At 42.2% G+C, this 12,912-nt stretch carries 13 protein-coding genes; all 13 read left to right on the top strand.

Annotation, left to right across the window (positions count from 1 at the left end):
* Positions 1–69 precede the first annotated feature (69 nt).
* The gene (locus ACWF5P_RS21590) at positions 70–1,434 is read left to right on the top strand and encodes an aspartate aminotransferase family protein (RefSeq protein WP_452445253.1); all 1,365 of its coding nucleotides are present in this window, start codon (positions 70–72) and stop codon (positions 1,432–1,434) included.
* A gap of 2 nt (positions 1,435–1,436) precedes the next feature.
* Positions 1,437–2,147, top strand: coding sequence for a CoA transferase subunit A (locus ACWF5P_RS21585; protein ID WP_452445286.1), 711 nt, complete (start codon positions 1,437–1,439; stop codon positions 2,145–2,147).
* Positions 2,114–2,779, top strand: a complete 666-nt coding sequence (locus ACWF5P_RS21580) for a 3-oxoacid CoA-transferase subunit B (protein WP_452445252.1) — start codon at positions 2,114–2,116, stop codon at positions 2,777–2,779. Before ACWF5P_RS21585 ends, ACWF5P_RS21580 begins: the two co-directional genes overlap by 34 nt.
* A 9-nt stretch (positions 2,780–2,788) precedes the next feature.
* Positions 2,789–4,060 (top strand): peptidase, encoded by a 1,272-nt coding sequence (locus tag ACWF5P_RS21575; protein WP_434167175.1) that lies wholly within the window; start codon positions 2,789–2,791, stop codon positions 4,058–4,060.
* Positions 4,061–4,138: 78 nt separating this feature from the next.
* Positions 4,139–4,987, top strand: a complete 849-nt coding sequence (gene ablB, locus ACWF5P_RS21570) for a putative beta-lysine N-acetyltransferase (RefSeq protein ID WP_101225271.1) — start codon at positions 4,139–4,141, stop codon at positions 4,985–4,987.
* 82 nt (positions 4,988–5,069) lie between these two features.
* Positions 5,070–6,449, top strand: a complete 1,380-nt coding sequence (locus tag ACWF5P_RS21565) for a sigma 54-interacting transcriptional regulator (RefSeq protein ID WP_434167174.1) — start codon at positions 5,070–5,072, stop codon at positions 6,447–6,449.
* 119 nt (positions 6,450–6,568) lie between these two features.
* Positions 6,569–7,972 carry a lysine 2,3-aminomutase gene (gene kamA / locus ACWF5P_RS21560; protein ID WP_101225269.1) on the top strand — a complete coding sequence of 468 codons (1,404 nt, stop codon included), beginning with the start codon at positions 6,569–6,571 and terminating at the stop codon, positions 7,970–7,972.
* Position 7,973: 1 nt separating this feature from the next.
* Positions 7,974–8,249: a YokU family protein gene (locus tag ACWF5P_RS21555; protein ID WP_434167173.1), complete on the top strand. Its 276-nt coding sequence runs from the start codon at positions 7,974–7,976 to the stop codon at positions 8,247–8,249.
* A 429-nt stretch (positions 8,250–8,678) separates the two neighbouring features.
* Complete coding sequence (locus tag ACWF5P_RS21550) at positions 8,679–8,921, top strand: YozE family protein (RefSeq protein ID WP_101225334.1); 243 nt, start codon at positions 8,679–8,681, stop codon at positions 8,919–8,921.
* Between the two features lie 15 nt (positions 8,922–8,936).
* Positions 8,937–10,703, top strand: a complete 1,767-nt coding sequence (locus ACWF5P_RS21545) for an ATP-binding protein (protein ID WP_452445251.1) — start codon at positions 8,937–8,939, stop codon at positions 10,701–10,703.
* A gap of 150 nt (positions 10,704–10,853) precedes the next feature.
* The gene (locus tag ACWF5P_RS21540; protein ID WP_137017690.1) at positions 10,854–11,561 is read left to right on the top strand and encodes a hypothetical protein; all 708 of its coding nucleotides are present in this window, start codon (positions 10,854–10,856) and stop codon (positions 11,559–11,561) included.
* A 179-nt stretch (positions 11,562–11,740) separates the two neighbouring features.
* On the top strand, positions 11,741–11,911 hold the full coding sequence (locus tag ACWF5P_RS21535; RefSeq protein WP_064505166.1) for a YozD family protein: 171 nt from the start codon (positions 11,741–11,743) through the stop codon (positions 11,909–11,911).
* A gap of 241 nt (positions 11,912–12,152) precedes the next feature.
* Positions 12,153–12,857, top strand: coding sequence for a purine-nucleoside phosphorylase (deoD, locus tag ACWF5P_RS21530; protein ID WP_230175687.1), 705 nt, complete (start codon positions 12,153–12,155; stop codon positions 12,855–12,857).
* Positions 12,858–12,912 lie beyond the last annotated feature (55 nt).

Raw genomic sequence — 12,912 nt, 5'->3', positions numbered from 1 at the left:
ATTGCCTTCACCTGGACATACACTTTATTATATTGCATTTGTTTTTAAAGAGAAGGAGTGTGCAGGCTTATGGAGCAGTCTTCATTGATCAAACCGGTCCTGGGAGGAGCCTACCCGACTATCAGTCATGGTCAGGGAGTTTTTTTGTACGATAAAGATGGAAAGGATTACCTAGATGCTTCTTCCGGTGCTGTTACAGCCAATATTGGCCATGGAGTCCAGGAGGTCATTGAGGCGATGGTCAAACAGGCTAAGCAGGTTTCATTCGTGTATCGTTCCCAATTCACCAGCGATGCTGCAGAGAAACTTGCCGGAAAAATTGCAGAATTGACCAAAGGGGAGCTAACATACAGCTTTTTTGTAAACAGCGGCTCCGAAGCGACTGAAACGGCATTGAAAATTGCCATTCAGCATTGGCAGGAAAAAGGGAAGCCTAAGAAACAAAAAATCATATCGAGATGGATGAGCTACCATGGCATCACGATGGGGGCTCTTTCAATGTCCGGACATCCGATTCGCCGGGAACGATTTACTCCTTTGCTTGAATCATATCCTTCTGTATCTCCTCCATATTGTTACCGATGTCCACTTCAACTTGATTCACATTCGTGCGGAATGGCCTGTGCTTCGGAATTGGAAGCGTCAATCCGGCGTATTGGCAGTGAAAATATAGCTGCATTCATTGCTGAACCTGTTATCGGCGCTGCAGGAGGGGCCATCGTTCCTCCTGATGGTTATTATCGAAAACTCAAGAAAATATGCGAAGAGAATGATATTTTATTCATTGCGGATGAAGTAATGACCGGCTTTGGACGTACCGGTAAGATGCTTGCTTCCGAATATTGGGATGTGGAACCTGATATCGTAACATTTGGTAAAGGTATGAGTGGAGGATATACCCCAATAGCAGCCGCAGTAATGACCAAAAACGTGATGGAGCCCATAATGAAAGGCTCGAAATCAATTATAGGAGGCCATACGCTTAGTGCTAATCCGTTATCGTGTGCGGTATCTTTGGCCGTTTTGGAATATGTCGAAAGGAATGATCTTGTCGAAAAATCGGCCGACAGAGGGAATTACCTGATTAGGGGCCTAAAAAATTTGGCAGGGAAGTATTCCTTTATCGGTGATATACGCGGGAAAGGTTTATTGATTGGCATCGAATTTGTCCAGGATAAAGCAACATCGGCCCCATTTCCGAAGGAGGCAGACGTGACAAATGAAATCATTGAATTGGGGATGGGAAATGGAATACTTCTTTATCCCGCCGCAGCAGGTCTTGATGGTGTAACCGGGGCAGCCATCATCATCTCCCCTCCGTTAACGATATCGGAAGAGGAGTGTGCTGAATTGTTAATGAGGGTCGATATAACTTTTAGACAATTCAATGAATCGATAGGTAAACGTTCATCACAACAAGGAAGTGAGTCATAGTGGTGGAAAATACATTCAGGAAGATTTGTAGTTTGGAGGATGTGCGCCATCACTTTAAAGATAATCAGTCCATCATGTATGGGGGATTCGGTGGCATAGGGTCGCCTCCTGGATTGATCAATCTGATTTTGGCATCAGGCATTAAGGATTTAACCTTGATTGGTAACGATACAGGTTTCCCCGATATCGGAATCGGAAAACTGGTCACGCAACGCCGAGCGAAAAAGATCATCGTTTCCCATATCGGTTCCAATCCAAATGCAGGACTATTAATGAACAATGGAGAACTCGAAGTGGAGTTCTCTCCGCAAGGGACACTTGTCGAACGTATACGGGCTGGAGGGATGGGGCTAGGCGGTATATTGACCGATATTGGAATTGAGGCCGATATCGTCCGGGACGGCAAGCAAACCGTAAAGCTAGGTAAGAAAAATTATCTGGTGGAACCGGCATTAACTGCAGATATCGCCATTGTTTACGCAGAAATGGCAGATCCTTATGGAAATCTTATATTTGATAAAAGCGCCCGGAACACGAATCCAATCGTTGCTGCAGCTGGACAAATCACTATAGTCGAAGCCATGCAAATCGTTCCGCTTGGCTCTTTGGATCCAGAGGACATCATTGTTCCGGGTGCCTTTGTGGATTATATCATTCCATCAAAAGGAGTCGATTGGAAATGGGTTTGGGAACAGAAGATAGAAATAGAATAGCGAAACGGGCAGCAGCAGAAATAAGCGATGGGATGCTGGTCAATTTGGGAATTGGCATTCCATCACTTGTACCGAATCATCTTTTGAATGACCATAAAGTTATGTTTCATGCGGAAAATGGCCTTGTGGGAATTGGCAGTACTCCTGAAACGGGGAAGGAAGATGCGCATCTTTGCAATGCAGGCGGACTGCCGATTACCATTAGAGCCGGGGCTTCCTACTGCGACAGTACTGTTGCATTTGGGATGATACGGCGTGGCAGGGTGGATATCACGATTCTAGGAGCCCTTCAAGTAAGTCAAGCGGGGGATCTCGCTAATTGGATTGTCCCGGGAAAGCGGGTGCCAGGCATGGGCGGTGCCATGGAGCTGGCGGCAAAGGCCAAAAAGGTCATTGTCTTGATGGAACATAACGATAAAACGGGCATGTCTAAATTAGTCAAAAAATGTACGTTACCGTTAACTGCCAAGAAATGCGTACATATGATCATCACCGAATTAGGCGTGTTTTCCATAACTTCGGGGGGCCTCCTTTTAACTGATGTATTTGATACATCCAGCATTCAGGAAATCAGGAATCGGACCGAAGCCTCGTTTACCGTCTCTGAAAACATCCATATTTTAAAAGAATGAGAGAGGAGAATGGATATGTATGAGGAAAAAATAAAAACATGGTTGAATGAACATCGGATGAATGGGGTTCAGCTTTTGCAAAAACTGGTTCAGGAACCGAGCAAAAGGGGGCAAGAAGGAAGTGCACAAGCCATAGTGGTCGAGAAGTGCAGACAACTTGGTCTAGAAATAGATCTTTGGGAAATCGGGGATGAACAATTAAGAAAACATCCCCATTTTTATTGCGACCGCCGGGACTTTAAAGGAAATCCGAATCTTGTGGCTATTAAAAGAGGAACGGGCCAGGGGAAATCCCTTATTTTAAACGGACATATTGATGTAGTTCCTGAAGGAGATCTTGCAGCATGGCACGATGAACCCTATAGCGGCAAGTTAATGGACGGGAAAGTCTTCGGGCGGGGAACGACGGACATGAAAGGCGGAAATGTATCTTTATTGCTGGCCATTGAAGCGATCGTCGAATCCGGAATCAAATTGAAGGGCGATGTGCTATTCCAGAGTGTGATTGAAGAGGAAAGCGGTGGTGCCGGCACACTTGCGGCAGTCATACGGGGGTACAAAGCTGATGGTGCAATCATTCCGGAGCCTACAAATATGAAACTATTCCCTTTACAGCAAGGTTCGATGTGGTTTCGACTGAAAATAAAAGGCAAGTCTGCACATGGGGGCACTAGGTATGAAGGAGTCAGTGCAATAGATAAAGCGGTTAGTGTAATGAAAGAAATCAAGATGCTCGAAAAAGAACGGAATGAGTCACTTCGTCATTCACTCTATAAAAATGTACCTATCCCCATTCCAATCAACATAGGTAGCATTCAAAGCGGGAATTGGCCTTCCTCCGTGCCGGATACAGCCGTTCTGGAAGGTAGATTCGGCATCGCCCCGACAGAAACCATGGAAGAAGCACAAAAATCGCTGATGGAGCGAATAGATGCTTTAAATGAGAGTGATGCATGGTTTAAAGAAAAACCGATTGAATTAGAATGGTTTGGGGCCAGATGGCTGCCTGGCAATCTCGAAATAGAACATCCGCTCATGAAGACAATTGGCACTAATTATGAAAAAGTGGTAGGGGAGGAACCGCTTGTCGAAGCGTCCCCTTGGGCGACGGACGGAGGGTATCTTTCATCGGTTGGCTCTACCCCCGTAGTTGTGTTTGGACCAGGGGAAACGAAGATGGCCCATGATTCGAACGAATATATAGAGGTGGATAAAATGATGGAGGTTGCGGAAATCATTGCATTGACCATTATTGAATGGTGTGGGGTGGACCTGGAATAATCATTTTTCCGGAGGTCTGATTCCAGGAAGGGTCAGGCCTTTCGCAACAATTTCGAAGTTTTGAAGGGAGCGGGACAAATGGAGGCTGGAATCACTGAAAAAAGGATTCAAAAGCCAAGGTGCACCATACATATTACGATTGACCATTTTAATAAGCGAATCAGGATTGATGATTATTTAGGTCATTTTCAAGAATGCGTGGAGGAATCTTTAAGGGTGGCTAAAGACATTTCAGCAGAAAAAATCATCTTCAAGTCACGAAAGGAAAACGTTTTGGCATTGCTTGCTCAGGGCTTTCTATATGAAGGAAGCATCGACAAATTCTTTTTGGGAAGCGATTGTTTCTTCCTTGTTAAATATAACCGGAATGCAAGGCGCAACAGTGCAGAATGGGTAAAGGAAGATCAAATCCTTACCGATGTTCAGAGGCTGCCGATAAAATCCGGTTTAGATAATCCGCCGTCAGCCTATCAAGGCCGTAAAGCGGAAGTTACCGATGCACCTCAGCTGGCCCAATTGTATGGGGAGGTTTTTGAAGTGTATCCCACGCCGATGAATGATCCGGTATATGTGAAAAAGTGCATGGAAAGGGGAACGGTTTTTTATATTTATGTCCATGAAGACAGGATTGTCAGTGCTGCTTCAGCAGAAATTGATTCCTTTTACCATAACGCAGAAATCACCGATTGTGCGACATTGCCGGAACACCGGCAGTACGGCTTGATGAAACACTTGATTTCCGCGCTTGAAGAATATCTTATCTCTCATGAAATTTATTGTATTTATTCGATTGCCAGGTCGCTCTCATTCGGCATGAATGCTGCATTGCATCAGCATGGATACTCGTACCGCGGACGTTTGGCCAATAACTGTTACATCTTCGATAAACTGGAAGACATGAACCTTTGGGTGAAAAATTTCACTTGAATGCTCAATTTTAGGCGGTACATGACAAGTTTTTGGCATTTCCTCATATACATCTAGCAAGAAGGTCTTGAGGAGGGATATCTTGCCAAGTGAATTTTTTAATACAAGTGAAGTATTGGAAGCAATATTAGAAACCATTGATGAAGGCATTCATGTGATAGATCCAAAAGGACAGACCATCTTTTATAACGAAGTGGCGGCCAATCATGATGGGATGAAAAGAAGTGAGGTGCTTGGGAAACCTTTGCTTGAAGCCTTCCCTTCTTTGAATCACAAATCATCGACATTGCTGAGAGTCATTAAATCTGAAAAACCAATCTACAACTATAGCCAATCGTATGTAAATGCACATGGGCGAATCATTGAGACGTTAAACACGACGCTCCCCATATATGTAGAAGGGTTTATGATAGGTGCTATCGAGATTGCCAAGGATTATTCAAGCTTGAAGCAATTATCTGAAAGGCTAGCAGACCTGGAAAGCTCGCTCAAGACGATCAAAAGTCCTGAAAGGAAAATGCCCGGAACCGATGGATTATATTCTTTCACTGAAATCCTGACTATTGATGCTGGATTTAAAGGTCTGATCTCACAAGGGAAAAAGGCTGCCCGCTCCTCCTCATCGGTGTTGGTTTATGGGGAAAGCGGTGTAGGAAAAGAGCTTTTTGTTCAAAGCATACACCAGGGTTCGAGCCGCAGTAAAGAACCATTCATCGCGCAAAATTGTGCGGCCTTACCAGAAAATTTATTGGAATCGCTTCTATTCGGTACGGCTAAAGGAAGCTACACTGGTGCTGTGGAACGCCAGGGACTGTTTGAATTGGCCAATGGAGGAACCTTGTTTTTGGATGAATTGCAATCGATGCCGATTGACTTGCAGGCAAAGCTTCTGCGTGTGCTCGAAGATGGGTTCATAAGAAGGATAGGAGGTACAAAGAGTGTACAGGTGGATGTGAGGATCATGGCAGCGATGAATATAGATCCGAAAAAGGCGGTATCGGATAACAGGTTAAGGCCCGATTTATTTTACCGATTGAACGTATTGAGCTACGAGCTGCCTCCGCTAAGGGAGCGGATTGATGATATAGAGCTTCTTACTGAACATTTCATATCAATATTTAACAGTAAATTAGAATTAACCATAAAAGGCATGGATGAGCAGACAAAGGTTTTTTTTCGGGAATATCATTGGCCTGGAAATGTAAGGGAGCTTAAACATACCGTAGAATTCATGATGAACCATACGGAGAATGATGTTTTGAACCTTGCAGATTTGCCCCAGTCTTTAAAAAAGCGCACCCCGACTGAAAAAATACTTCCGCTTCGTGAGGCCATGCTTGAAATGGAAACAAAGTTGATTACCGAGGCCCTTCTTCAAACGAACGGTAACGTTTTTCAGGCATCGAAGCTATTGCAAATTCCAAGGCAGACCTTGCAATATAAAATTAAAAAGCATATTTGAATGGAAAAAATCCGGATGCAGCCTGCAATCCGGTTTTTTTTATGGGCCTTCGAATTATTGGGTCATTTTGGCACCCTTCTTGCATTTAATACTACTATCATAACTCAGGAGGTATAACCATGTTATTTGACTTATATAAGCCAGATCGCAATTGGAAAGATATAGAGCTATGGAAAGATGTAACCGAAGAACAATGGAACAACTGGCTGTGGCAGCTTACGAATACGATCCGGACTGTTGATGATTTGAAGAAAGTGATAAACCTGACTCCGGATGAAGAGGAAGGTGTGAGGATTTCCACAAAAACCATTCCATTGAATATCACCCCATACTATGCTTCGTTAATGAATAAAGATGACCCAAGGTGTCCAATCAGAATGCAATCGGTCCCAATCTCGGAAGAAATGCATAAAACCAAATATGACATGGAAGACCCCCTTCATGAGGATGAGGACTCCCCAGTGCCGGGACTGACCCATAGATATCCGGACCGCGTTCTTTTTTTGGTGACGAATCAATGCTCCATGTACTGCCGTTATTGTACGAGGAGACGCTTTTCAGGACAAATTGGCATGGGCGTGCCCAAAAAACAATTGGACGCTGCAATCGGTTATATACGTGACACACCGGCAGTTCGGGATGTCCTTATTTCAGGCGGGGACGGATTATTGATCAATGATACGATCCTTGAATATATCCTCAAAAACTTAAGGGAAATTCCTCATGTTGAGATAATCAGGATAGGTACGCGCGCTCCTGTTGTTTTTCCTCAAAGAATCACTGAAAATTTATGTGCCATTTTAAAAAAATATCATCCGGTTTGGCTGAATACTCATTTCAATACCTCGATAGAAATTACCGAGGAGTCAAAGAAGGCATGTGAGATGCTTGCCGATGCAGGTGTACCTGTGGGCAACCAGGCAGTTATTTTAGCGGGGATCAATGACAGTGTCGCAATCATGAAAAAGCTGATGCATGACCTTGTTAAGATTCGTGTCCGCCCTTACTATATTTATCAGTGCGATCTGTCGGAAGGCATCGGTCACTTCAGGGCTCCCATTTCAAAAGGCATTGAAATCATCGAAGGGCTCCGAGGCCATACATCCGGGTATGCTGTTCCTACCTTCGTCGTCGATGCTCCTGGAGGGGGAGGGAAAATCACGCTTCAGCCGAACTATATCCTTTCACAATCTCCAACCAAAACGGTGCTGCGCAATTTTGAAGGTGTGATAACCACATATCCCGAACCTGAGCAATATACACCAGGACTTGCAGATGAGTACTTCAAAGGGGTATATCCTGATATGGAAGAAAAACAATCAGATATAGGTGTATCTGGTTTAATGACCGACAAGCAATTCAATTTAGTGCCTGAGGGACTGAAGCGAATGAATCGACGGGAAAATTACGTGACTAACCCAGAGCATGCTTCATTGAAAAACCAACGTGAAAAGCGGGATCTGTTAAAAGAAAAGAAATTCCAGGCACAGCAAAAAAAGAGCACGCCTAAGGGAGATGAATAGCATGGAGACGTGTCCATGGTGTGAGAAAGGGAAGCTTGCATCAGTGAATGGAACTGTGTATTGGGAACTGCCGGATGGTACGAGGGCAGTTGAAATTACGGAGACCCCTTCATCTCATTGTGGGAGTTGCGATGCATTTTTTCAAAGTGATGAAATAGTGAAGGAAATTGAAAATCAACTATTTTTAATTGATACTAAACAGCTTGAAAAACAAACGACGTACAGTGAGCTAATGAACATGAAGAGGCTATTGAAACGTAATTACTTTGACTTTTAGCGGCTGGATGCATGTACGTTTCCATATATGAATGTATAAATCCCCTCATTTGGACAGAATTAGTGCAAACCACTATTTCCATCTTAGATGAAGGGGATTTTCCTTTTCAGATAATGAAAATAATAAGGTTTTTGAAGTGCATTTGATTGAAAGATTGGGTTAAGCAAGAATTAAGCACTTCGTTCCTTTCTTCATGAAAAAAGTATAAAAAAAGATTTTCCATCTTAAAAGGATGGGGATTAATATGGAAGGGAGTGCGATATTTAAGTGTAATTCCGTAAGAAAATGAATGCATTTTTTGTTGAAAAATCGTGGATTTCTATAAAGTGGGTAAGAATAGACCAAATTCTATTTAAAAAAGTGGACGGAAGCGGAAGTTTCCGATATATTAAAGCAGAAATCATAGTTATTTTAGGGGGGCTCAACATCATGAGACCATTTTATTTATATTTAATGAAATTTCGACAACCAAAGGAAATTGATGCAATCACTAAATTTGCCAATCATGCCTATGAGGATCATGGCTTCCCAAAACAATCGACTGATTATAATGAACTGAGCAGTTATTTAGAATTGAATGCAGACTATCTCGATAGTATGTCACTATTCGATCAAGCTTGGGAACAGTATGTCCAAATAGAAGAAGGGCTCTTATTAGGAGATCAGGAATAGGGGAGGATCGGAAGGATGCTTAAAAGCCTTCAAACCCGAATTTTGCTTTATTCATTACTTATTGCAAGTGTTCCTCTTCTGATATTGGGGATCATATCCTATGGATCACAACGGTCCCTGCTTGAGAAGGAAGCAAAAAATGCCCTGAATGCGGGTTCACTGAATATTGTAAATGAAACATATAGCTATTTGAACGAACGGATCAGTGATGTGAAGTTAATGAGCGCAAATTCGGTAATCAACAATCCTGGCCATTCAAAAGAAGAGAAGTCAGAGGAACTAAAAAGGTTTATCGATGCAAAAGGAAATTATTACGGTGTCTTGCATTTGGATATGGAAGGCAATGTCATTGCAGATACATCCAATAAAATGATCGGGGACAACCTCGCGCAGAGGATATGGTTCAAAGAGGCCATAGAAGGTCATGAATTCCTTTCTGACATTTATAAAACCCGGGCATACCCAGAACCGATAATAGCTCTGAGTGCTCCGGTATATGATAATGCAGGGAAAATGATGGGTGTCGTATCTCCAGCTTTCCGATTGGAAGGACTTTGGGAGCTGATGGAGAAAAAGGCTAACGAAATTAGCGATAAATACCCAGTGAACTTTTTCATGATCAATCAAGAAGGCATCATGATTTCGAAAAAAGACCCACATGGAGTCATGCAGGCTTCTGCCTTGAAAGAAATGGGATTAACGAAAGGTAAGCTGATGGAAGCTTCGTTATCGGATGAATTGTACAGCGCAGAGAACGGGGAAAAGATATATTCCATCCAGCCTGTCCATACGATTGCAAAAACGGAGAATAAATGGTTTGTTGTTGTGGGTGCAGATAAGAAACAAGTGTTTCAGCCTTTGAATGACCTTTTAACACGGTATCTGACAATCTACAGCATCGTTTTTGTTTCTATCATTCTGGCTGTCTATTTACTAACAAAGACCCTTGTACGGCCAGTTCAAGAACTTGTCGAAGCGACAGAGGATTTCATTGGAGGAAAGGAATTCATCATTTCCGATAAAAGAAGCTTCGAGGAAATGGAAAAATTGAACCTTGCCTTTCTAAGAATGATGGAAACGATAGAAGATCGTGAGAAGGAAATCGTCCGAACTGAAAAATTGAAATATGTCGGCCAGCTTGCTGCCGGTGTCGCACATGAAATCAGGAACCCACTAACGACGATAAAGGGCTTTTTCCAATTATTGAAGAGCCAGGATCATGATAAAACATTAATAGAAAAATATAGTGATGTCATGCTTCATGAAGTGGACCGGGTTAATGTATTCGTGACACAACTTCTTGATTTGGCAAAACCGCATCAGCTGGAATGGGAGAAAATCGATTTAAAGGATTTCCTTGAAGAAATAATAGATACCTATATCCCTTCAATTCCGAGTTCTCATGTAAGACTAATTAATGGAGTGACACACTCTGTCGTTGTTTATTCAGACAGGAACCGGTTAAGACAGGTTCTCTTGAATGTCTTGAATAATTCTTGTGAAGCCATCGAAGCTAGGGGGCAGATTGAATTGCATCATACTTCCGTGTCCCATTATGTAAGATTAGTGATCAGCGATGATGGGAAAGGCATCAGTCCCGAAAATTTAAAAAATATCGGCATGCCCTTTTATACCACTAAACCGGATGGAAACGGATTAGGTGTGGCGACGTGCATTCAGATAATGGAGGAATTAAAAGGGAAATTCCAAATTGAAAGCGTCCACGACGAAGGAACGAAAGTGACGCTCATCATTCCCACTGCGAACCGTCTCATTAAATGAGGCGGTTTTTGGCTTTAGTGCCATTTAATAAATGGGCCGGTTCCTTAGCTAAATGAGCAAAATGCCCTCTCTTTTCCATTAACCTCCATGTTTGTTTGTGCATATAATTTACTAATCAAACGATAAGGACCATATTGGGGGATGTCTCTTATGGGCAAAAAAAAACAGCCGAAATTTAAATTAGGCGATACAGTCGTAATAACAATGTATGGGACAGTCGGGAATATAACCGATGTAAAATTTCTCGATGGTGCTTATGTGTATGAAGTGAACTATAGTGAAGGTCTTTATATCGAAAAAACATTGCAATCGATAAATGAATATGAAGGTGAAATCCTTTATCAAAAAGAACAAATAGATATTGAATATAAATTTTTATTAGGTGACTTGGTCCAGGTGGATGGGTATGAACAGGATTATTTCAAGATTATCGGCTATCGAACGGAAATTTGGCGCTATAAGGAAAATGCCTGGGAGGATGTAATCTATGAGTTATCCAGAATCTCTGATGGTGAATGGCTTGAAGCGCATGAGGAAGAACTGACTTTGATAGCCGATGCTAAACGTGCAGATGGAATCATTAAAAAGTTGGGTCTGCTACTTCCTAAAAAGAAAAATGAGCTTGCTATCATTGCTAAACAAAACAACCCTGGTAAAGGTGAGCGAGAAATGACAATGACAAAAAATGAAAAAAAGGAAATGATTGATGGACTGTTGGATTTATATAATGATTATTGTAAGCTCTACGAACATTTTGGCGATGATGAATATCGCCACATCATGAAGATCGCCCTTGCTAAAATTGAAAAGGCGGCAGAGGAAATTTATCCAGATCATAAAAAGAAGCAAACGAAGTGAAAGGTATCCTGAATTTTTAAAGGAACAATTTCCAAATTCCCTATAGAAGCTTCCATTCAAATTGAACACGGATGGATCATGATAAATATAGGCCCTTCAAATGATTTTCCATAATGGGATGCCTTACTGGTATATTTGTCTCTACACATTCATAGACCTTTAAATAAGGGGGCGATGATTTGCGAGAAATTGAGGTTTTTATTGATACAGAAGAGATAGCGGAATTCTTTTTTCAAGAATTGATAAGACGGGGCTATCTTCCAACAGAAGCTGAAGTTGAAGATCTTGCTGACATCACATTCGAATATCTTCTTGAAAAGTGCATAATTGATGAAGAAGTCGATGAGTAACCTGTCATAAGACGGTTAACAGCTTCCTATCCCTTAATTTTATTAACCTTAAAAAAAAGACGGCGGTCCTCCGCCGTTTTGTTGCGGTTTAAAGGAAGGGTGTCAAAGTCTTTTCATGACTTCCAGTTTCCTTATCTTTTTCAAGTTCTAGGATAAGGTTGGATTTTCCTAACTTGTGGTTGATATGGTATAGTAGTTTTTGAATATCATTTCAACCACAAGTTAAGGAGGACATAGTCGTATGAGCGTACATATTGGTGCAAAAGAAAATGAAATTGCGGAAACGGTCTTACTTCCTGGGGACCCGTTGCGTGCAAAATATATTGCTGAAACATTTTTAGAGGATGCTAAACTTTATAATGAAGTCCGTAACATGTTTGGATATACAGGGACATATAAAGGGAAACGAATTTCTGTACAAGGTACAGGCATGGGTGTCCCATCCATTTCGATTTACGTGAATGAATTGATGAATAGCTATAATGTCCAGAAGCTGATTCGTGTGGGAACTGCAGGAGCGATTCAGAAGGATGTAAAAGTCAGGGATGTTATCCTTGCAATGAGTGCTTCCACCGATTCCCAAATGAACCGCATGACTTTCGGCGGGGTGGACTTTGCCCCAACGGCGGATTTCGAATTACTAAGAAAAGCTTATGACGCCGGCACAGCTAAGGGATTGCAATTGAAGGTCGGTAATGTTTTTACGGCCGATCAGTTTTATAATGATAATAGTGATTTGGAAAAATGGGCAAAATACCAAATCCTTGCGATAGAAATGGAATCAGCAGCGCTTTACACGCTTGCTGCTAAATTTGGCCGCCAAGCATTATCTGTATTAACCATTTCCGATCACATTTTAACCGGTGAGGAAACGTCGGCGGATGAGCGCCAGTCAACCTTTAACGAAATGGTTGAAGTGGCTTTGGAAGCAGCTATCCAGGACTGATAATTGGATGTAAATGACAGGCGGGTGACCAGGAATAAGTGAAGCTGTATAATGA

The organism is Peribacillus sp. NPDC055009, from assembly GCF_053608705.1.
The sequence above is the reverse complement of the archived record's forward strand: the minus strand, read 5'-3'. Positions and strand labels throughout refer to the sequence as shown.